Below are 21,289 nucleotides of genomic sequence, written 5' to 3' on the forward strand. Positions count from 1 at the left end.
TGGATGCATGGATCGTCGGGACGCACGACGCCATCCGCCGCGCGCGGGGGCGCGCGGCGGGCTCGTACGCCCGTGTGGTCAGGTCAGTGAGCGGAGGCGCGCGCGCCCTCGGCGGCGTTCTTGCGCTGGTCGATGCGGATGAAGACCGTCATCAGGAACGCCACGCAGACCAGGCCGGCCAGCAGCATCAGGCCCGTCGTTGCGCTATGCGTGCTGCCCTTGACGTAGCCGATGAAGAACGGGCCGACGAAGCCGCCCAGGTTGCCGATCGAATTGATGATCGCGATCGAGACGGACGCTGATTCGCGCGACAGGAACAGCGTCGGCAGCGCCCAGAACGGCGACTTGAACGCGTACAGGCCGGCCAGCGTCAGGCTGATCATCGCGATCGACGCGACCGGATCGGTCACGAGGCCCGTCGCCAGCATCGCGACGGCGGCCACGCCCAGCGGGATGGCCGAATGCAGGCGGCGCTCGTTGCGTTTGTCCGAGCTGCGCGACCAGCAGATCATCGCGATGGTGGCGATCAGGTAAGGGATCATCGCGATCAGGCCGACCTGCGTATGCGACAGCCTGGCCGAGAACGACTTGATAATCTGCGGCATCCAGTAGCCGGTACCGAGGCTGCCGCACTGGTACACGAAATAGATGAACGACAGGTACAGCACGCGCGGGTTGGCGATCGTCCTGCCGAGGTCCAGGTGGACGGCGGCGGGACGGCTCTTGCGGTCCTTGTCCTGCTCGGCCTGCAGCCAGTCCTTCTCGGCCTGCGTGAGCCACGTGGCCTGGTGCGGACGGTCGGTCAGGTACAGGAAGCACAACACGCCGCCAACGACCGCCGGCACGCCTTCCAGCACCAGCATCCAGCGCCAGCCGCTCCATCCGAGCCAGTTCACGTTGTCCATGATCCACGTGCTCACCGGCGCGCCGATGATGTACGAGACCGGGATCGCCGCCGTGAACAGCGCGACCGTCGTGGCGAGTTCCTTCTGGCGGAACCAGTAGGTCAGGTACACGATGATCCCCGGGAAGAACCCCGCCTCGGCCACGCCGAGCAGGAAGCGCAGGATGTACAGCTGGGTGGCGTTCTGCACGAAGCCGCACGCCACCGAGATCACGCCCCAGGTCAGCAGGATGCGCGCGATCCAGATGCGGGCGCCGAAGCGGTTCAGCGCCACGTTGCTCGGGACCTCGAACAGGAAGTAGCCGATGAAGAAGATGCCCGAGACGAGGCCGAACGCTTCGCTGGACAGCGCCAGCTCCTTGTTCATCTGGAGGGCGGCATAGCCGATGTTGGCCCGGTCGAGATAGGAGATCACGTACAGGATGAATACGAACGGAATGATCTTCCACGTGATCTTGCTGACGAGCGCACGCTCGTCGATCGGTTGCGGCATTGGGGTGGCGGACATGTGTTGTGTCTCCTTCGGTCAGGGATTGGACGGTTGGGCCGGTGCGGAGAAGATCATGCATACCGGGCTGCCCGACTGCAGCGCAAAGCCGGTCGGCGTCAGGCGCCCGTCGCGCGCGTCGACGGCGAACGCGACGATGCTGTCGCTGTCCTCGTTCAGCGCGAACAGGAAGCGGCCGTTAGGGCTCAAGGAGAAGAAGCGCGGCGTCCTGCCCTGCGCCGGGTCCGCGCCCAGGAACGTCAGCAGCCCCGTGGCCGGGTCGATGCGAAACACTGCGATGCTGTCATGGCCACGGTTCGACGCGTACAGGAAGTTCTGGCCGGCGTCGACCTGGATCTCCGCGGCGCGGCTGTTGCCCGTGAACGTGTCCGGCAGCGTGCCCAGGACCTGGCGCGGCGCCAGCGCGCCGTTGCGCTCCGAATAGGCATAGGCCGTGACGGTCGAATCCAGTTCGTTCAGCACATAGGCCATGCCCCGGCGCGGCGCGAACGCCATGTGGCGCGGCCCGGCGCCCTCGCGCGCCGCGACGAACGGCGGGTCCGCCGGCGCCAGCCTGCCATCGGCGAAGCGGAACGAAAATATGCGGTCCAGGCCCTTGTCCTGCACGATGACGAAGCGGCCGCTGGGGTCGAACGGATTGAAATGCGGCTTGGAGAGCTTCTGTTCCACGCGGTGCGGACCGAGCGGCCCTTCCAGCGTGACCAACTGCGCCAGCGCGCCCAGGCTGCCGTCCGCCCGGATCGGCAGCACGGCCAGGCTGGAGCCGAGGTGGTTCGAGACGACGACGTAACGGCCGTCCGGATCGATCGCCAGGTGCACCGGGTTCTTGCCGCCCGTGCCCTGGCGGTTCACGAATGCCAGCGTGCCCGTGGCGCGATCGACACGGAAGGCGCTGATGTCGCTCATGTCGCCGTGCACCGCATACAGATGGGTGCCGGTCTTGTCCAGTGCCAGGAACGAGGGATTGACGAGGTCGCGCACGATCTGCACGAGCTCGAGGCGGCCGCGGTCCTGGTCGACCTTGAATACGCTGATACCTTCGCCACGGGCGTTGCGTTCGCGCGTCGTGCGTGAGCCTGCATAGGCAAACATCGGGACTCCTTGGGATGGATGGGATTGAACTGCGTGCGCCGGGGACGCACCGGCCATGCCGAGTCCTGCGCTCGAGAGAATGGCCTGGAGGACCCGGCGCCGCCGCGTCCTCGTCCCGGGTGGGATGGGGGTTTTCATGATGTCTCCTGTGTATTTCTGATGTTCTGTTTTTGTATATTGCATTTTTTATCGAGAATATGCAACAATGGCTCATGAAAAATTTTTGCCCCCCATCGCCGGCCTACCTCGACCACGCCGGCAACCGCTACCGCATGGTCGACCTGCCCGCCGCTTTCGGCGACGATCTCGTCCGCCTGCCCGTGGTCCTGCGCCTGTTGTTGGAAAACCTCATGCGCAACACGGCGGGCGACGAGCGCGACGCCGGCATCGCCGCCGTCCTCGGCTGGCTGGATCACGGCACGAGCGAGGCGGAGATCGCCTTCCAGCCGGGCCGCGTGCTGATGCACGACACGACGAGCACGCCAGCGCTGGTCGACATCGCGGGCATGCGCGACGCGCTCCACGACGCGGGCCGGGACCCTGCCGTGCTGAATCCCGGCCTGCCCGTCGACATCTCGATCGACCACTCGCTGGCCGTGGAATTCTTCGCGCAACGCGACGCCGTCGACCGCAACCTGCAACTGGAAATGCGCCGCAACGCCGAGCGCTACACCTTCCTGCGCTGGGCGTCGAAAGTCATGCGGGGCGTGCGCATCCATCCGCCCGGCACAGGCATCATGCACACGATCAACCTGGAACAGCTGGCAACCGTCGTCACGACGGAGGAACGGGACGGCGCGACGTGGGTCGTGCCGGACATGATGATCGGCACCGACAGCCATACGCCGATGATCAACGGCATCGGCGTCCTCGGCTGGGGCGTGGGCGGGCTGGAAGCGCAGACAGTGATGTTCGGGATGCCGACGATGCTGCGCGTGCCGGACGTGATCGGCGTGCGCCTGACGGGCCGCCTGCGGGCGGGCGCCGTTGCCACCGACCTCGCGCTGACGGTCACCCAGCGCCTGCGCCGGATCGGCGTCGCGGGTGAATTCGTCGAGTTCTTCGGCCCCGGCGTCGCGACGCTGAGCGCGGGCGAGCGCGCCGTGGTCGCCAACATGGCGCCGGAGTACGGCGCCACCACCGGCTTTTTCCCCATCGACCGGCACACCCTGGACTACCTCGCGCAGACCGGCCGCCCGGCCGCGCGCGCGACGCTGGTCGAGGCGTATGCGCGCCGCAACGGCCTGTGGTTCGATCCGGACGCGCGCCCCGTCTACACCCGCACGATCGACATCGATCTCGACCAGGTCGCGATCCACGTGGCCGGCCCAAAGCGCCCGCAGGACCTGCTGGCCTATACGGAAACGGCGCGCGTGCTGGCCGGCCTGGCCTTCGAGCCGGCACCCGGTGCGGGCGGCATGCCGCGCCATCCCGTCGTCATTGCCGCCATCACGAGCTGCACGAACACGTCCGACCCGCGCCTGCTGGTGGCGGCCGGCCTCGTCGCGCGGCGTGCGCGCGCACGCGGCCTCAAGGTGCCGGCATGGGTCAAGACCTCGCTGGGCCCCGGCTCGCCGGCCGCCGCCGCGTATCTCGAACGGGCCGGCCTGATCGACGACCTGTCCGCCGTCGGCTTCGACATCGTGGGCTACGGCTGCACGACCTGCATCGGCAATTCCGGCGCGCTGCCGGCGCCCGTGCAGGACGCGCTGGCGCACGGCCGCATCAAACCGGTCGCCGTGCTGTCGGGGAACCGCAACTTCCCGGGACGCGTCCATCCCGATCTCGACCTCGGCTTCCTGATGTCGCCGCCGCTCGTCATCGCGTTCGCGCTGGCCGGCAACGCCGAGCTGGACCTGGGCCGCGATCCCGTGCAGACGGGCGCCGACGGCAACCCCGTCTACCTGCGCGACCTGTGGCCCGCCGCGGAGGAAGTCGACGCCGTGCTGGCGAGCGCGCTGCGTCCCGACGACTTCCCGACGGCCTTCGCGCGCGCGAGCCTGAACCCGGCCTGGCACGGCCTGGCGGTGCCGGACACGCCGCTGTTCCCGTGGAATCCGGCATCGACGGCGCTGCGCCGGCCGCCGTTCGCGTCGCTGTCCGAAGGCAGCCAGCTGGGGCGCTACACGGCGTACCCGCTGCTGGTCGTGGGCGACGATGTCACGACCGACCACATCTCGCCGGCCAGCGCGATCCCGCAGGACAGCTTCGTCGCCGATTTCCTCGTCGAACGGGGCGACGAGCGCGCCGACCTGAACGTGTTCGCCTCGCGCCGCGGCAACTGGGAAGTCATGATGCGCGCCGCGTTCTACAGCAAGTCGCTGCGCAACCTGCTGTGGCCAGGGTCGCCCGTCGGGCAGACGCTGCACGTCCCGAGCGGCACCGTGGCGCCGATCTTCGACGTGGCGCAGCGCTACCGCGACGACGGCGCCGCGGTCGTGCTGCTGGCGGGCGAACGCTACGGCACGGGCTCGTCGCGCGACTGGGCCGCGAAGGGCCAGCGCCTGCTCGGCATCCGCGCCGTGCTGGCGCAAAGCTTCGAACGCATCCACCGGTCGAACCTGATCGGCATGGGCATCCTGCCGCTGCGCGTACCGCCCGAATGCGCGCCGGATCGCCTGCGCATCGCACCCGGCGACCGGATCGGGATCGATGCCCCGGCGGATGCGATCGGGCCGCGCGCAACGATCACGGTGCGCGTGCTGCGCGCGGACGGCGGCGTCGAATCGTACGCCGCCACGGCGGCCGTCGAGACCCGGCTCGAAGTCGACCTGCTGCGCCAGGGCGGCGTGATTCCGTACATCCTGCAAAAGACCATCGCCGATCAGCGTGCGTCATAATATTCGGACGAGGCCCGCGCGCCGTCATCCACGAATACCATGAACGCCGAAACAACGATCCCGAAACAGATCATCGAACTGATCAAGACCGAAGCCTGGGAAGCAGGCAGCCACCTGCCGGCCCAGATGCTGGCGGACCGGCTGCGCGTGTCGCGCCAGCCGGTCAACAGCGCGCTCGCCCTGCTGCACGACAGGGGCATCGTCACGCGCGAACGCAACCGCGGCTATTTCGTCGCCACGTCGCTCGACGAGCCGGTCGCGAACATCGTCGCGCGCCTGGGCCTGGACGAGCCGGACGTCGTCACGAGCGTGTATTTCCGGATCGCCGACGACCTGTTGACGAACGAGCTGCCGCAAGAATTCTCCGAGCAGCTCATAAGAACCCGCTACGGCCTGACGGCCGCGCAGCTGAACGCCGTGCTGGGGCGGATCGCGAAGGAAGGCTGGGCCGAGCGCAAGCCCGGCTACGGCTGGACCTTCTCGACGATGCTGACGACGCCGGACAGCCTGCTGCAATCGTACCGCCTGCGCCTGGCGCTGGAGCCGGCCGCGCTGCTCGAACCGGGCTACAGGCTGGACCGCAAGATCCTCCAGCAGTGCCGCGAGACGGAGCTGCGCCTGCTGGACGGCGGCATCGAGACGGCCACCGCGGACGAGCTGCACGACCGCGGCGTGCGCTTCCACGAAAGCCTCGTCGAAGCGTCCGGCAACCCGTTCTTCATCGATACGATCAAGCGCGCCAACCGCGTGCGGCGCCTGCTGTCCTACCGCTCGATGACGAAGCGCGACCGCTACCCCGAACACTGCCGCCAGCACCTGCACATCCTCGACCTGCTCGAACGCGACCGCAATGACGAAGCATCCGCCTTCATGCGCGAGCACCTGGAACACACGCTGCGGTCGCTGGCGAAAATCGAACACATCCTGCAACCCTGAACCTCCATCCGACAACGACCATGCTACTTTCGCCTTCGATCCGCTCCGCCTTCACCCCGACCGGCAAGCTGCGCGCTTCCATCAATCTCGGCAATCCGATCCTCGCCTACCGGGACGCGGACGGCGGCGCGCGCGGCGTGTCGGTCGACCTGGCCGGCGAATTCGCGCGCCTGCTGGGCGTGGACCTGGAACGCGTCGTCGTGGACGCGGCCGGCAAATCGGTGGACGTCGTCGCATCCGGGGCCGCGGATATCGGCTTCTTCGCCATCGACCCGGTGCGCGGCGCGAACATCGCGTTCAGCGCGGCCTATGTGCTGATCGAAGGCTGCTATCTCGTGAAAGACGCGTCGCCCATCCGCGCCAACGAGGACGTCGACCGGGCGCACAACCGCGTCGTGGTCGGCAAGGGCAGCGCCTACGACCTGTACCTGACGCGCACGCTGCGGCAAGCGCAGATCGTGCGCGCGCCGACGTCGCCCACCGTCGTCGACACCTTCCTGGAATCGGGCGCGGACGTGGCGGCCGGCGTCAAACAGCAGCTGGAAGCGGATGCGCGGCGCTCCAGCGGCCTGCGACTGCTGGACGGCCGCTTCATGGTCATCCAGCAGGCGATGGGCACGCCGAAGAGCCGCGGCGAGCAAGCGGCCGCGTTCCTCGCGCAGTTCGTCGAAGAGATGAAGGCGAGCGGGTTCGTGGCCGACGCCCTGGTCCGCCACGGCATCGAGGGCGCGTCGGTCGCGCCGGCCGCGGGTTGAACCGGACGCCCCGTGCGATGGCCGGCGGCGCTCAGTCCTTGCCCGGATAAAGCGGCGCCTGTCCGGGCAGCGCCTCGGTGGCGGGCGGCGGCGGGCCGTCGATCCGGTTGACGACGACGTTGTCGAAATACGGCATGCTGAATCCCCGGGACGTCGGTCCCGCCATCAGGCCGGCCATGCCGTGTCCGTACAGCGCATCGTCGGCCTGCACGACCAGTTTGCCGTCGACGAAGCCGCCGATGGTCGACCCCGCGAAGCGCAACTTGAGCGTGTGCCAGCCGTCGGCACCGGCCACCGCGCCCGTGGCCAATACCTTCTCGCCACCCTCGCCGGCCTCGTTCTGTGCCTTGATCAGCGCCTGCTGCTCGCCGTCGCCGACGAGCGCCTTCTTGTCGGCCTTGCCGCGCACGACGACGAGGCTCACGCGGCCGCCGTCTTCCAGCTGCAGGTAGTAACCCTTGGGGATGATGCCGTAACCGGTGCCCACCTGGTTCACCCGGCCCATCACGGCCGCGGATTCGCCGGGGCCGACGTGCACGTCGGCGCCGGCCTCGTAATCGGTCCATGCATCGTCGCCGATGATCGTATAAGGCTTCCAGTCCGGCGCCCAGGAAATCGTCGGCACGGGCACGGCCTGGTGCAGGCAGGTTCCTGGCCGTGCCGGACATGCGCCCAGTTCGAACGCGCCGGCGATGTCGGCGAAATAGCGCGGCAGGTAGCCCCATTGGCGCGGGTGCGCATACCCGTCGAACGTTTCACGGTACGGGAACGGGAACGGCCGCAGCGGCGGCACGTCGGCGAAGCTGCCCTTGCGCTGGCCACGCGTCGTCGTGAGCGAATACACCGCATTCGGCTCGAGCGTCAGCGCGACCGTCCCGCGCACGGGCACGAGGTCCGCCTGGCGCGTGAAATAGTCATGCGCATTGCTGCGCCAGACCGCGAGACCGGCGTGCGACAGGCCGCGCCCGATCACGAAGCGCACCTGCTGCGGCGCCGTGGCCTTGTGGGTCTCGATGATGACGCTGTAATCCTTGCCGGGCGATTTCAGCGTGACGTAGGTGCCGCCCGCGGCGAGGTCGCCGCTGGCACCATCCAGGTAGGTCCAGCCGACCCGCGTGAACTGGCCATAATGCGCATAGCCCCACAGGCTGGGGTTCGGTTCGTAATGGCCGCTCCACGGCCAGTTGGCGCGCAGCGCCGCTTCCTTCGCGCCGGAATAAGGCTCCATCGTGTACAGGCCCGCGATGCCGTACCAGTTGACGAAGCGCGTCATGCCGCTGCGGATGTAGTTCTCGTTGAACGATTCGACGTTCCCGATCAGGCCATCGTAGCCGGCCTTGTAGACATGCGCCTCCGTGTTCCAGAGCGGCTTGCCCAGCCGCGCCGCCGTGGCGCGCACGCCGGCCGGGACGGTCGAGGTGTCCGTGTTGACGTGTGCGCCAATCGCGCCGATCGCCGCGGCCAGCTCGGGATCGGCGTCGAGGTCCTTGACGAAGTCGAACTTCCATTCATCGGGCCAGTTGTCGAATGCGTGCAGCCTGACCTTGCCGAAACCGCTGCCATCGAGGGTCTTGCGCATCGCCTTGACCAGCCCGTAGCTGACCCCCTTCTCGTTGCGCACGCCCAGCGCGTCCATCCGGAGCCCGTAGACATCGCGCAGCCCGCGCAGCCACGCCACGTAATAGTCGGCCGTGTCCTGCGAGAAGAAGCGCGCATCGCCACTGCCGCCGGCGAACAGGCCGCCGCGGTCGCCGATCCAGCCCGGGGCGCTCCAGATGGTGCCGTCCAGCGCCAGCAGCGGGTTGCGCTTGTGCGCCTCGGTCATCACCCACCAGGTGTAGCCGCGGTCGTAGTTCAAGTCGTCGCGCGTGTGCATGTGGCTCGGCATCGAGCCCTGGGTCGAGTTGCCGTCGCCGGGTATTTCCACGTACAGCGCGCTCACGGAGGCGCCGAAGTCCGGCTTGTAGATCAGGTCGAGGATCTGGCTGCGTTGCGGCTCCGGATAGTCCTTCAGCAGCACGGACGTGCCGCCGCCGCCGTCGACGACGCCGAATCCTTCGAACCGCTTGCCCCCCGCATCGCCCTTGAGTTGCACGACCTGGATGGCGCGCGCCGGCTCGGCCGCGCGCGCCGCCATCATCACGGACAATCCGCCCAGTGCCGTCATCAGTAAGCGGGTCAAGCGCGTGTGCATAGGGTCTCCATATGTTGTCGATATCTGCGAAGGATCACGTTTCCCGGATCCGCAACGCGATTGTAACCCAACCTATGGTAACGATCACATGACTATGCCGCCGGCGGCACGTCGTTGACGCATCGGTCTTTGTCACCGCGGGAGCGGCGCGTGCATGTCGAGGTCCGACATCGCCGTGGTGCGCGACGCGCGGAGACGGTAGCCGCGATCGAGCGACAGCAGTACGACAAGATGCATGGCCATCGCGGGAAAATACAGTAGCCACGCGGCGGTCATGAAGTACAGCGATTGCGCACGGCTTCCCTGGTTGGCGACAAATGCGACGGCGCCGGCGCCGGCGAGAACAGCCGCCGCCGACACGACAAACCGGACGCGGCACGCCGGGATCTTCGTCCAGGGCAGCAGATACGTGAAGGCGGCTCCGATCCCGAGCGCCAGTACCGGGCCCGAACACGCCACGGCGCCGATGACGGCACCTGCCGCAAGCAGCAGAATATACGAGCCCAGGGCGCGCGCGGGCGCAAGCCGCACGTCCGTGCCGGCGGCCGGCCAATGCAATCGCGCCCGAAATAATGCGAGCCCGGCCAGGGCGACACCCGGGACGCCGACGAAGATATGGAGGCCCCAGGATCCGTGCATCTGCGCGGCGCCCGCCTGGGCGAGCACCAGACCAAGTACCGCAAGGAAGAACGACGGGAAAATGCTGTTTGCGGCAAATCGCCTGACGTTCTCTTCGATGATCGACATATCGCCTCCTTCGCTGGTCGGTCGCCTGGTCCGGCGCGACGTCGACTCTGAAGCAGTTATATCTAGACAGCAACCTCCAGGCATGAATGGTTTGGCCGCGCTCAATTCGCCGTGTAGCTCGAGCAATTGCCCTGGCGCCGGACCCCGCGTTGCGACTCCTCAACGTACCGGCGCTACCAGCCTCTACGATTCTTATCTGGCGAGCTGCTTCGGCAGCTGTCCAGGCTACCAGGAGGATCGATCCGTGCCCATCGAAACACCAAGGCAGGTGCCGCCTTCCGCACGGCGACACACCCGATTGCGCCGACGGCGATCCGAGAATGGCGCCATCGCCATCATGACGCCCTTTGTCATCATCCTCATGATCGCGATGTTCGGGATGGCTCTTGACCTCAGCCGTAGTTACAACAGGAAAGCGGAACTGCAAAGTGTCGCCGATGCCGTCGCCCTGGCCGCGGCCTCGACCCTGGACGGTACGCCGGACGGTATCGACAGGGCCATCGCGGCGGCCGGACAAGCCGTGGTCGGTTATACCTTTTCGTACAGCAGCGACAGTGTTTCGTGGTCCAGCGCCGCGCTTACGTTCGGCACCGGCGTCGATGGCAGTACGGGCGGCTGGGTGGACGGCGCAACGGCAAAGGCCAGCGCCTCCAGGACGTTTTTTGCCCGGGTCGACACCTCGGCCCTCGACGCCAGGCACGGGGAAGTCGACAATTTCCTGATCACCGTCCTGTCACCTGTGCTTACGAAGACGCATGTGGCGGCCGTGGCGGTGGCTGGCCGCGATTCATTGAACGTAGTGCCGCTCGCGATCTGCGCCAACTCGGATACGAATGCGGCTTCTCTCCCATCGGGCGAACTCGTGGAATTCGGCTTCAGGCGCGGCGTCAGCTACGACCTGATGAACCTGAACCCCGGCGGAAGCGCGCCCGAAAACTTCCTGGTGAATCCGATCGCACCGCCCGGCACGGTTGGCACGACAATGATGAACCGGATGGACGTCGTCGCGCCGTTCGTCTGCACGGGAAGGTTGGCGATTCCCACGTTGGGAGGCGGCGACATCGCGGTCGAGCGAGGCTTCCCCATCGGCTCGCTCTACGTGCATCTGAATTCCCGGTTCGGTACCTATGTCACGCCGTGCCAGTCATCGACGGCACCGGCCGATCCAAACGTCAGGATCTTCGATCTCAACAGCGCGACGTGGATGAAATACAAGCCGGACGGCCTCTCCGCCAATCCATTGACGGCCCCGGATCCGCTGTTGACGGTCGCGGAAAAGCCCGCGGGCGCGACGAAGACCGCCTATGGGCCGCTGTGGACCTATGCAAAAGCGGCCAAGTACACATCCTATGTCGCGAATGGCGGCGTCGAACCGGCGGGTGGCTACCTCACCTTCGGCACGGCGGATTGGAGCGTGCTCTACAACCCAGGATCGCCCGCGGCGCAATCCTATCCGGGCACGACGCCCTATCAATCGACTGGCGGAAGTGCAACTTACAAACCCTACCGCAATACCCGGGTGCTTAACGTTCCGCTGCTGCACTGCCCTGTTCCCGCAGGCACCAGCTCGACGGCAACTGTGGTCGGGATCGCGAAGTTCTTCATGACGGTCCCCGCAAGTTCGACCGCACTGTATGCGGAGTTCGCCGGGATGAACACCGAGGCCGCACTGGGCGGCAATGCGAGGCTCTACCGATGAGACGAACACGCGAGTCAACCGGGCGGCAGTACGAACACGGGTCGGTCGCCATCGAGATGGCGATCGTGCTTCCTCTCCTGGTGCTGTTCCTGACATTCCCATCGGTCGTCCTGGCCTTTTATTTTCGTCAATACTCGGCGGCGCAGAAAGCCGTGCACGACGCGACGCTCTACCTGTCGACGGCGCCAAGGGTCGAAGTCATCACATCGGGGCCGGACGGCAACTTCGCCGCCCTCACCCTGGCAAGGAAGATCGTCGAGAAAGAAATGGCCGGCATCGTCCCGGACGGCGTCCCCGTGGATCCGGCCATTTTCTGCATCTACCTGGTGGGGGGAAGTCCGATGACGAAACCATGCACGGTCACGTACACCAAGGATGTCAATCACACGCTTTATCAATTCGACGTGTCGATCGGTTTCACTTATATCAACCCGCTCACGGGCAGCGACACCGGTCTGTTGATTTCACCTTATGCGCCGGCGCGCTACGTGGGGAATTGACATGAAACGAAGAGAATTCAAAGGGCAAACACAAGAGGCAGGCTCCGTGGCGGTCGAATTCGCGCTGGTCGCGATTATCTTTTTTACGATCGTGTTCGGCACACTCGAGCTGGCACGCATGGAGTTCCTGCTGAACACACTGGAAGAGGTAACGCGCCGCGCCGCCTCCGCGGCGGCAAACGTCGACTACAGGGACACGACCGCGCTGCAGAAGGTCCAGGCGGATGCCGTCTTCCGTAATTCATCCGGCCCGCTCGCGCTCGGTGCGCCCGTCACTTCCGATAACGTCAAGATCGACTATCTGTCGGTCTCGAAGGCGACCTGGGACTTGAATCACATGAGTACTCTTCCGACATGCCCTGCAGGCAACCGGTTGAACTGCATGACCGACCCGAATGCCGACAACTGTATCCGCTTCGTGCGTGCGCGGGTGTGCGCGTCGATGGATGGCGACGGCAACTGCGACACCCTGCCGTACCAGATGGTGTTCCCATTCTTCGATCTCTCCGGCATGAAGCTGCCGTCAGCCGAGACGATCGTCCCGGCAGGCACCCTCGGGGCGACGATCGGCGCCATGCCGTGTACCTGACGGCACAGTCGACGGATGCGGCGTGGTGAATACCAGGTTGCCGAGCGTCGATGCGATCTGATTCGTGAAACCAAAAAAAAAAGCCAGCTTGTCGCTGGCTTTCTTTTGTTCCGATTCCCCAAATTCCCAACTCGCTAACGGGATCGAGGCCTATAAATCGAAACCTTATATTCTGGTGGGCGGTGCAAGTTTCGAACTTGCGACCCCAGCAGTGTGAATGCTGTGCTCTACCCCTGAGCTAACCGCCCTACTTTCTACTGCTTTGCTGCGATTGCATCGCTGCAATGACGAGCATTATAGGGGGCGTTTTGCGTTTTGTCACCCCTGCGGAGAATATTTTCTCCAAACACATTCGCCTTTCACGCCTTTGTCGAGCGCGGCGAGGATGTTGTCGTGTTCGGCGAGATCCTCGGCGCTGGCCGGGACCACGAGGATGTCGCCCAGCGGACCGGCTTCCAGCACGAGACCGTCGCTGCCCGTTTCGACCTCGACATCCATCGACAAGGTGTTCTGGCCGCGCGTCATCGCCAGGTAGACGTCGGCCAGCAGCTCCGAGTCCAGCAATGCGCCGTGCAGCTTGCGGTGCGCGTTCGAGATGCCGTAGCGGTCGCACAGTGCGTCCAGCGAGTTGCGTTTGCCGGGATGCAGTTCCTTGGCGTGCACCAAGGTGTCGATCACGCTGGCGCAATGCTCGACGAATGGCGGCAGGCCCATGCGTTCGAACTCGTGGTTCAGGAACGCGAGGTCGAACGGCGCGTTGTGGATGATGATCTCGGCGCCCTGCACGAATTCGCGCAGCTCGTGGGCGATCTCGTGGAACTTCGGTTTATCGCTGAGGAACTCGGTCGTCAGGCCGTGGACCGCCAGTGCCGCTTCGTCCGAGTCGCGCTCGGGATTGATATAACGGTGGAAGTTATTGCCGGTCAGCTTGCGGTTGAAGATTTCGACGCAACCGACCTCGATGATGCGGTCGCCGGTGCGCGGATTCAGGCCTGTGGTTTCGGTATCGAGGACGATTTGGCGCATGCGCGTGAAGACTCAAAAAGCGTTAAGAAGAACCAATTAGTATAGCAAAATCAGCGCTTTACCGACGCCGCGCCCATATTCGCCAGCACGTCCGCACGTTCGTTGCCGGGATGGCCGTTGTGGCCGCGCACCCAGCGCCATTCGACGGCGTGCTGCTGCTGGGCGGCGTCCAGGGCCTTCCACAGGTCGTCGTTCTTGACAGGTTCCTTCGCCGCCGTCTTCCAGCCGCGCGCCTTCCAGCCGTGGATCCATTCCGAGATGCCCTTCTGCACGTACTGGCTGTCGGTGTGCAGCACGACCTCGCACGGCCGGTTGAGCGTGATCAGCGCCTCGATCACGGCGCGCAATTCCATCCGGTTGTTGGTCGTGTTCGGCTCGCCGCCGAAGATCTCCTTTTCGTGGCCGCCATCGGCCACGAGCAGCGCGCCCCAGCCGCCGGTGCCCGGATTTCCCTTGCAGGCGCCGTCGGTATAAATCTGAACTTTGGTCATGCTGCGCTTTCTTCCTTATACGTATTACTTGTGATGTTCGTTGCGGTTGGTCGCCGGCACCGCCTGCGGCGCCTTGCTCGGCTTCTTGTTCCAGGCCGGTCCGATGATGTGCATGCCCTTCACGCGCTTGATCGCGTGCACGATGTACACGGCACCGAGATAAGGCCACCAGCGCCGCCCCGCCCCTTCGACGAAGGCGAACCGGTTGAGCCACTGCGCGGTCCGGAACGGCGGCGCGTAACAGCCGAAATGGCTGCGCGTGACGCCGAGATTCAACAATTTTAACCAGTCTTTCAGGCGCGGCATAGAAATGAACTCGCCCGCGGCCGGCAGGTAGTCGCTGCTCGTGATGCGGCCCATCCCCTGGCGCATGCCCCACAGGCTGGCCGGATTGAAGCCGCAGATGATCACCTGGCCTTCCGGGATCAGCACCCGCTCGACCTCACGCAACACCTGGTGCGGCTCGGCCGCGAACTCGAGCACGTGCGGCAGCACGACGAGGTCCAGGCTCTGCGAGGCGAACGGCAGGTCGGCGAAGTCGAGCGCCACCGCGATCTGCTTGCCCGTCCTCGCATAGGCCAGTTCGTCGGCCGTCGACGTACGCGTCGCCGCCTGCCATTTATTGGGCATGCGGTTGGCGGCCAGCGCGTCGATCTGGGGCACGCCGATCTGGATCGCGTTGAAGCCGAAGATATCGACCGTCAACTCGTCCAGGCACGCCTGCTCCCACGCGCGCACGTAGGCGCCCGCCGGCGATTGCAGCCAGCGGTCGAGCGCTATAATGGATTTTTCGGATGCCGCGCTGTCCATGCCCAACCCTTATTCATACCCCTATGACTCCCTCGCCCACTGAACTTGCAGTACTGACCGTGCCAGCGTTCAAGGATAATTACCTGTGGCTCATCCATGACGGGGTCCATGCGGCTGCGGTCGATCCGGGCGACGCCGAACCGATCCTCGCGGCCCTGCGGGCAAATGGGCTCACCCTGACCGCCATTCTACTCACCCATCACCATGCTGACCACATTGGCGGCGTGATGCGCTTGCTCGAACACAGCAACGTGCCCGTGTTCGGCCCCCGCAACGACGGCATCGCGGTGGTCAGTCACCCGCTGGGCGAAGGCGATCGCGTCCGGGTGCCCAGCCTCGCACTCGACCTCGCCGTGCTGGACGTTCCCGGCCACACGAACGGCCACATCGCCTACGTCCGCCCGGACGGCGGCGCCCACTGGCTGTTCTGCGGCGACACGCTGTTCGGCGGCGGCTGCGGCCGTCTGTTCGAAGGCACGCCCGCGCAGATGGCGGCATCGCTGGCCAAGCTGGCCGCCCTCCCCGACGATACGCTGGTCTATTGCGCCCACGAATATACCTTGTCCAACCTGCGCTTCGCCGAAACGCTCGAACCGGGCAACCGGGCGCTGCAGATGCGCATCGCCAACGACAGCCAGCTGCGCGGCACGCACCTGCCGACGATCCCGTCGACGATCGCGATCGAAAAGGCAACCAATCCCTTCCTGCGCACGCGCGAGCCCACCATCGTCGCCAGCCTGGCGGCGGCCGGCCGCCTCGGTGCCGACGCGGATCCCGTAGCCGTGTTCGCGGCGCTGCGCGAGTGGAAGAACGTGTTCTGAGCGCGCCGTGACCACGGTGCGCTGCTATGCGGATCCGGTCAGTCCGTACGCCTGGCTGGGCCTGCGCGACCTCGACCGCATCGAGGCGGCCGGGGCGCGCATCGTCGTGGTGCCCGTGCTGTTCGCGGGTCTGTTGAACGCGCACGCCAATATCGGCCCGGCCGAGGTGGACGCCAAGCGCCGCTACCTGTTCCGCGACGTGATGCGCGAAGCGGCCCGGCGCGGCCTGCCCTTCGCCGGACCGCCCGGCCATCCGTTCAGTCCACTGGCTGCGCTACTGATGTGTACGGCGGTGGCCGACGATGCCGCGCGGCGCAACCTGCTGGTCGCGTTCACGTGCGCGACCTGGGAGCGTGGCGCCAACCTGATGGATGAGGCGACACTCGTGCGCCTGGCGGACGAGGCCGGAATGGACGGGACCGCCCTGCTGGCGGCGGCCAAGACGCCGGCCATCAAGCAGGCGCTGGCGGACGCGACGGCACGGGCCGCGACGGATGGCGTGTTCGGGGTGCCGACGTTCCGGGTCGACTGGGATGAGGAACTGTTCTGGGGCGCGGACCGGATCGATGCACTGCTCTGGCGGGTGCAGGGCAACGGGATCGATGAGGCGGTGTTGCGCGAGTTCGTCGGCAGGGCGCCGTTGGCGCAGCGGAGGCGGTGAGCGCACGCCGCTGCCGTCGACGACCCGGTCATGCCGCCGGCCGCTGAACGCGTGGACGACGCGTGCGTCGCCGACGCGCGGCAGCACAGCACAGCCGCCCACCCTGCCCGCAGCGCCGCGGACAATGGCGCGCGGGCGGGTGAAGCGATCAGATTTCTTCGTACAGCGGCAGCGTCAGGAACTCGGCGAAGTCTTCCGACGTCGACATCTGTTCGAAGATCTGGGCGGCGCGGTCGTAGGTCGGGCTGTCGCCGTTCGGGGCGGCCGATTTCGCGTTGGCCAGCTCTTCCGGGATCATCGCCCGCACCATCTCGGCCGTGACCTTGCGGCCGTCGTCCAGCACGCCCTTCGGCGAGCGGATCCACTGCCAGACCTGCGAACGGCTGATTTCGGCCGTGGCGGCATCTTCCATCAGGTTGTGGATCGGCACGCAGCCGTTGCCGGCCAGCCAGGCGCCCAGGTAGTGGATGCCGACGTTGATGTTGTAGCGCAGGCCCGCTTCCGTGATCGGGGTCTCGGGACGGAAGTCCAACAGGTCCTTCGCGGTCACGTCGACGTCCGGACGCTGCTTGTCGATCTGGTTCGGACGGTCGCCCAGCACCTTCTTGAACTCCGTCATCGCCAGCTCGACGAGGCCCGGGTGCGCGACCCAGCCGCCGTCGTAGCCATCGGTCGCGTCGCGCGCCTTGTCGCTGCGCACGCCGCCCATCGCGACTTCGTTCTTTTCCGGATCGTTCTTGATGGGGATCAGCGCGGACATGCCGCCGATCGCCGGTGCGTTACGCTTGTGGCAGGTCTTCAGCAGCAGCAGCGCGTAGGCGCGCATGAACGGCGCCGTCATCGTGACCTTCGGACGGTCGGCCAGGCAGAAGTCCTTGTCCAGCTTGAATTTCTTGATGCACGAAAAGATGTAGTCCCAGCGGCCCGCGTTCAGGCCGGCGCTGTGCTCGCGCAACTCGTACAGGATCTCGTCCATCTCGAAGGCGGCCACGATCGTCTCGATCAGCACGGTCGCCTTGATGGTGCCTTGCGGCAGGCCCAGTTCGTTCTGCGTCATCACGAAGATGTCGTTCCACAGGCGCGCTTCCAGGTGCGATTCCATCTTCGGCAGGTAGAAGTACGGACCGGCGCCGCGGGCCAGTTGTTCCTTGGCGTTGTGGATCATGAACAGGGCGAAGTCGAAGATGCCGCCCGAGATACGCTTGCCGTCGACGAGCACGTGCTTCTCGTCCAGGTGCCAGCCGCGCGGACGGACGACCAGCGTCGCGACCCTGTCGTTCAGCTTGTATTGCTTGCCGTTCTGTTCCAGCGAGATCGTTTTACGCACGGCGTCGCGCATGTTCAGCTGGCCGGTGAGCTGGTTGTCCCAGTTCGGCGTGTTCGAATCCTCGAAGTCGGTCATATAGCTGTCCGCACCCGAGTTCAGCGCGTTGATGACCATCTTGCGCTCGACCGGACCGGTGATTTCCACGCGGCGGCATTCCAGCGCCTGGGGGATCGGGGCGATCTTCCAGTCGCCGTTGCGGATGTGCGCCGTTTCCGGCAGGAAGTCCGGCCGCTCGCCGGCATCCAGGCGCTTGGCGCGCTCGACGCGGGCAGCCAGCAGTTGCTGCCGGCGCGGTTCGAATTCGCGGCTCAGTTTCGCTACCAGCGCGAGCGCTTCCGGCGTCAGGATCTGTTCGTAGCCGGGCTTGATCTCGGCCCGGATTTCCATTCCGGCTGGGGTGGCGATGGTCATTGCTTTCTCCTGTTCTAGTATGAAATTCGGCTTTACTGCACCGGCTTGGCACAAGCCGCCTTGGCGTTTGATATTGCTTCAAGTATATTCACTATTACTCGCCTAAACGAGACAAAAAATATATTCATTTGTGCGTTTTTGTCACAGATCAACACCAGAATCGAGGTTTTCCGTTGGACCATTTTCGCCAGATATCGACCTTCGTGGAAGTCATCGCCCGCGGCAGCCTGTCGGCCGCGGCACGTGCCGAAGGGATTGCGCCGGCCATGATCGGACGCCGCCTGGATGCGCTGGAAGCGCGGCTGGGCGTCAAGCTGCTACAGCGTACCACGCGCAAGCTGGCGCTGACGGACGAAGGCGCGGCGTTCCTTGAGGATTGCCAGCGGATCCTTGCCGAGCTGGAAGAAGCGGAAGCGGCCGTCTCGGAACGGAGCGCACGGGCGACCGGGCACCTCGTCGTGTCGGCGCCGGCCGGGTTCGGGCGCCAGCACGTGGCGCCGCTCGTGCCGTCATTTCTCGCCGAACACCGCGAGGTCAGCGTCAACCTGAACCTGTCCGACCGCGTCGTCGACGTCATCGGCGAAGGCGTGGACATCGCGATCCGCATCGCCAGCCTGACGGATTCGAACCTCGTCGGCGTCAAACTGGCCGACAACCACCGCGTCGTCGTCGCCACGCCGGGCTATCTGAAGCGTCACGGCACGCCGCAGACACTCGACGACTTGGGCAAGCACAATTGCCTCGCGATCAGCAGCCAGGGCAGCCAGCGCGGCTGGACGTTCCGCGACCACGGCAAGATCGTCACGATGAAGGTGGGCGGCAATATGGTGTGCAACGACGGCGCCGTGCTGCACGACTGGGCGATGGCCGGGCGCGGCCTGGCCTGGCGGTCGATGTGGGAAGTGAGTTCGGAAATCGAAGGCGGCCTGCTGGTGCCGGTGCTGGAGCAGTTCGCGGCGCCGGGCAACGATATCTATGCCGTGTTTGCGCAGCGCCGTCACCTGCCGCTGCGGATCCGCGTGTTCGTCGATTTCCTGCGCCACGCGTATTCGCAGCCGGCGTACTGGAGGAACAGCCTCGGCAAGCCGCGGGAGCCATGAGCAAGACGCCCTGAAACCGATGATCGGCATAGGGGGCAGCTAATGTTAGCTGCGCCCCTGCCACACCACCCGGCATGCGGGTCCGCACCGGGCGGTTCGAGTAGTTGAGGTCAGGACAAGCGTGGTACTCCCGACCGGTCGAAGTAGGCAACCGTAAGGACTGACTTCAACAGCCGGTCGGCGTTGCGCCACCAGCGACGGCTATTTGCCGCAACCTGCTCGGCAACAGCAGGCATTGCCCCGAGTCGAAGCAGTTCCCGATACATGGTCGTCCCGCGTTTCCAGTGCTTGAGCTGGATCGCCCGGAGCCTGTGACGCAGCCATTCGTCGAGTTGTCTCCATATCTTCGGGGTTTCGGCATATTTGAAGTACCCTTTCCAGCCAAGCATGTAGGAGCGCAGCCTCTCGACGATCTGGAGCATGCTGCGGCCGCCAGAGCGTCTTGTCAGTTCGCGGATGCGTTGCTTGAATGTTGCCAGCGGCTTCTCCGCGACCTTCAATTTCACCACCCTCCCCCTTCCCACCCACAGGCTGTAACCGAGGAACTTGCGACCGAAGGTGCTGCCGACCGCGCTTTTGGTTTCGTTGACCACGAGGTGCAACTTGGCATAGAGGCGGCGCAACAGCACCATCACCCGCTCGCCCGCACGCTTGCTGCGAACGTACACGTTCGCATCATCGGCGTAGCGCGCAAAGCAATGGCCGCGTCGTTCCAATTCCTTGTCCACTTCATCGAGCAGGACATTGGCCAGCAAGGGCGAGAGCGGACCGCCTTGCGGCGTGCCTTCATGCCGAGACTGCACCACGCCATGGTCCATGATGCCGCTGTTCAGATAGGCGCGCACCAGCCGGATCACGCCAGCGTCGTCGATGCGTTTCCGTAAGCGGTCGATCAGGATGTCATGGTTGACCCTGTCGAAGAATTTCGACAGGTCCACATCCACCACGATCCGCCGCCCCGACTGGACGTACGCTCGGGCGGCAAGTACCGCGTCCTGCGCACGCCGGCCTGGGCGGAAGCCGTAGCTGTGCTCGCTAAATGTGGGGTCAAGAATCGGTTGCAGCACTTGGAGCAGTGCCTGCTGGATCAGCCGATCCGTCACCGTCGGGATGCCAAGCTCGCGCTCGCCACCGTCGGGCTTCGGAATCGTTACCCTGCGTACCGGGCTGGGCCGGTACGTCCCCGCCAACAATTGTTCGCGTATCCCCGGCCAGGCCACGGCCAGGTAGCGCGAGGTTTCGTCGATGTCCCGACCATCCACCCCGGCTGCGCCCTTGTTGGCGCGCACACGCTTGAACGCTTGCAGCAGGTTTTCCCTTCTCAACGCTGCATGCAGCAGCATTGATCCCGCGTCTCCTGACGCATGTCGCGGGCGACAGGCTTCGTCGCTGGAGATTTCAGCCAAGGCTTCACCCTGACCTACGGCCTCCCGCCCCGCCTTGGCGGGCATCTGACGCATTGCCTGTCGCATCGACATGCCGGACAACACTCCTACTCGTTCGGTCCTTCGTCGGCGGGGTCGAGCCTTCCCGGCGCTACCGCCAACTACTATGACCTCTGCTGAGACCCCGCTACGGCAGCGCCGCCGCCCTTTCAGGCGTGAGGCGGGGCGTCCCCAGGTAAGGGCCGCACTCCTTCATCACACAACCGCCGCATCTACGCCGCTTCGCCTCGACCACAAGAGCTTCGCGGTTTGTCGCCCGCTCGCCCTGCTCGGCAGCGCCTTCTATGCGATTCTTGTCCATCGGCTCATGATTTACGATTCACGCTTCCTCCCCACGGTCGATTACTCTTCCGCAGTTGCGCTTCACTTCGCTCGCTGTGGTCAGCTTGCGGCGGGACTTTCACCCGCAAGAGTGCGCCCATGCTGGGCGCAC

At 65.6% G+C, this 21,289-nt stretch carries 18 protein-coding genes and 1 tRNA gene; 9 read left to right on the forward strand and 10 right to left on the reverse strand.

Annotated features, from left to right (window positions below; all coding sequences use genetic code 11):
• Nucleotides 1-83: 83 nt before the first annotated feature.
• The gene (locus tag U9J41_RS25205) at nt 84-1,412 is read right to left on the reverse strand and encodes an MFS transporter (protein ID WP_322404921.1); all 1,329 of its coding nucleotides are present in this window, start codon (nt 1,410-1,412) and stop codon (nt 84-86) included.
• An 18-nt stretch (nt 1,413-1,430) separates the two neighbouring features.
• Nucleotides 1,431-2,504: a lactonase family protein gene (locus U9J41_RS25210; RefSeq protein ID WP_322404922.1), complete on the reverse strand. Its 1,074-nt coding sequence runs from the start codon at nt 2,502-2,504 to the stop codon at nt 1,431-1,433.
• 212 nt (nt 2,505-2,716) lie between these two features.
• Between U9J41_RS25210 and acnA the strand changes: the two genes are divergently transcribed.
• From acnA to U9J41_RS25225, 3 genes are read left to right on the forward strand one after another with little or no spacing between them, the layout of a single operon-like run.
• The gene (gene acnA / locus U9J41_RS25215) at nt 2,717-5,344 is read left to right on the forward strand and encodes an aconitate hydratase AcnA (protein ID WP_322404923.1); all 2,628 of its coding nucleotides are present in this window, start codon (nt 2,717-2,719) and stop codon (nt 5,342-5,344) included.
• A gap of 39 nt (nt 5,345-5,383) precedes the next feature.
• Nucleotides 5,384-6,280, forward strand: coding sequence for a GntR family transcriptional regulator (locus U9J41_RS25220; protein ID WP_322404924.1), 897 nt, complete (start codon nt 5,384-5,386; stop codon nt 6,278-6,280).
• 20 nt (nt 6,281-6,300) lie between these two features.
• On the forward strand, nt 6,301-7,035 hold the full coding sequence (locus tag U9J41_RS25225) for an ABC transporter substrate-binding protein (protein ID WP_322404925.1): 735 nt from the start codon (nt 6,301-6,303) through the stop codon (nt 7,033-7,035).
• Nucleotides 7,036-7,066: 31 nt separating this feature from the next.
• On the opposite strand, the gene U9J41_RS25230 is transcribed toward U9J41_RS25225, so the two are convergent.
• A complete protein-coding gene (locus tag U9J41_RS25230) occupies nt 7,067-9,229 on the reverse strand; it encodes a galactocerebrosidase (RefSeq protein ID WP_322404926.1) in 2,163 nt (720 codons plus the stop codon).
• 132 nt (nt 9,230-9,361) lie between these two features.
• On the reverse strand, nt 9,362-9,976 hold the full coding sequence (locus tag U9J41_RS25235) for a hypothetical protein (protein WP_322404927.1): 615 nt from the start codon (nt 9,974-9,976) through the stop codon (nt 9,362-9,364).
• Nucleotides 9,977-10,220: 244 nt separating this feature from the next.
• Between U9J41_RS25235 and U9J41_RS25240 the strand changes: the two genes are divergently transcribed.
• Genes U9J41_RS25240 through U9J41_RS25250 form a run of 3 tightly spaced genes read left to right on the forward strand, consistent with a single transcriptional unit; the run spans nt 10,221 to nt 12,764 of the window.
• Nucleotides 10,221-11,675: a pilus assembly protein TadG-related protein gene (locus U9J41_RS25240; RefSeq protein WP_322404928.1), complete on the forward strand. Its 1,455-nt coding sequence runs from the start codon at nt 10,221-10,223 to the stop codon at nt 11,673-11,675.
• Nucleotides 11,672-12,175, forward strand: coding sequence for a TadE family protein (locus U9J41_RS25245; RefSeq protein ID WP_322404929.1), 504 nt, complete (start codon nt 11,672-11,674; stop codon nt 12,173-12,175). The genes U9J41_RS25240 and U9J41_RS25245 overlap by 4 nt, the downstream gene beginning before the upstream one ends.
• A gap of 1 nt (nt 12,176) precedes the next feature.
• Nucleotides 12,177-12,764, forward strand: a complete 588-nt coding sequence (locus U9J41_RS25250; protein WP_322404930.1) for a TadE/TadG family type IV pilus assembly protein — start codon at nt 12,177-12,179, stop codon at nt 12,762-12,764.
• A gap of 173 nt (nt 12,765-12,937) precedes the next feature.
• On the opposite strand, the gene U9J41_RS25255 is transcribed toward U9J41_RS25250, so the two are convergent.
• The 4 genes from U9J41_RS25255 to U9J41_RS25270 form a co-directional block, all read right to left on the reverse strand.
• Nucleotides 12,938-13,012, reverse strand: a tRNA-Val gene (locus U9J41_RS25255).
• Between the two features lie 70 nt (nt 13,013-13,082).
• On the reverse strand, nt 13,083-13,790 hold the full coding sequence (gene dnaQ / locus U9J41_RS25260) for a DNA polymerase III subunit epsilon (RefSeq protein WP_322404931.1): 708 nt from the start codon (nt 13,788-13,790) through the stop codon (nt 13,083-13,085).
• Between the two features lie 50 nt (nt 13,791-13,840).
• Nucleotides 13,841-14,281 (reverse strand): ribonuclease HI, encoded by a 441-nt coding sequence (gene rnhA / locus U9J41_RS25265; RefSeq protein WP_322404932.1) that lies wholly within the window; start codon nt 14,279-14,281, stop codon nt 13,841-13,843.
• Nucleotides 14,282-14,305: 24 nt separating this feature from the next.
• Nucleotides 14,306-15,091 (reverse strand): class I SAM-dependent methyltransferase, encoded by a 786-nt coding sequence (locus tag U9J41_RS25270; protein ID WP_322404933.1) that lies wholly within the window; start codon nt 15,089-15,091, stop codon nt 14,306-14,308.
• Between the two features lie 23 nt (nt 15,092-15,114).
• On the opposite strand from U9J41_RS25270, the gene gloB reads away from it, so the two are divergent.
• Nucleotides 15,115-15,912, forward strand: a complete 798-nt coding sequence (gene gloB / locus U9J41_RS25275) for a hydroxyacylglutathione hydrolase (protein WP_322404934.1) — start codon at nt 15,115-15,117, stop codon at nt 15,910-15,912.
• A 16-nt stretch (nt 15,913-15,928) separates the two neighbouring features.
• Nucleotides 15,929-16,573, forward strand: coding sequence for a 2-hydroxychromene-2-carboxylate isomerase (locus U9J41_RS25280; protein ID WP_322404935.1), 645 nt, complete (start codon nt 15,929-15,931; stop codon nt 16,571-16,573).
• Nucleotides 16,574-16,721: 148 nt separating this feature from the next.
• On the opposite strand, the gene aceB is transcribed toward U9J41_RS25280, so the two are convergent.
• Nucleotides 16,722-18,311 (reverse strand): malate synthase A, encoded by a 1,590-nt coding sequence (gene aceB / locus U9J41_RS25285; RefSeq protein ID WP_322404936.1) that lies wholly within the window; start codon nt 18,309-18,311, stop codon nt 16,722-16,724.
• A gap of 173 nt (nt 18,312-18,484) precedes the next feature.
• Between aceB and U9J41_RS25290 the strand changes: the two genes are divergently transcribed.
• A complete protein-coding gene (locus tag U9J41_RS25290) occupies nt 18,485-19,411 on the forward strand; it encodes a LysR family transcriptional regulator (protein WP_322404937.1) in 927 nt (308 codons plus the stop codon).
• Nucleotides 19,412-19,521: 110 nt separating this feature from the next.
• Here the strand turns inward: U9J41_RS25290 and ltrA are convergent, their stop codons facing one another.
• Complete coding sequence (ltrA, locus tag U9J41_RS25295; RefSeq protein WP_322401867.1) at nt 19,522-20,889, reverse strand: group II intron reverse transcriptase/maturase; 1,368 nt, start codon at nt 20,887-20,889, stop codon at nt 19,522-19,524.
• Between the last annotated feature and the right edge of the window lie 400 nt (nt 20,890-21,289).

This window comes from Massilia luteola (assembly GCF_034420155.1).
In the GTDB taxonomy this organism is placed as follows: Bacteria; Pseudomonadota; Gammaproteobacteria; order Burkholderiales; family Burkholderiaceae_D; genus Telluria; species Telluria luteola.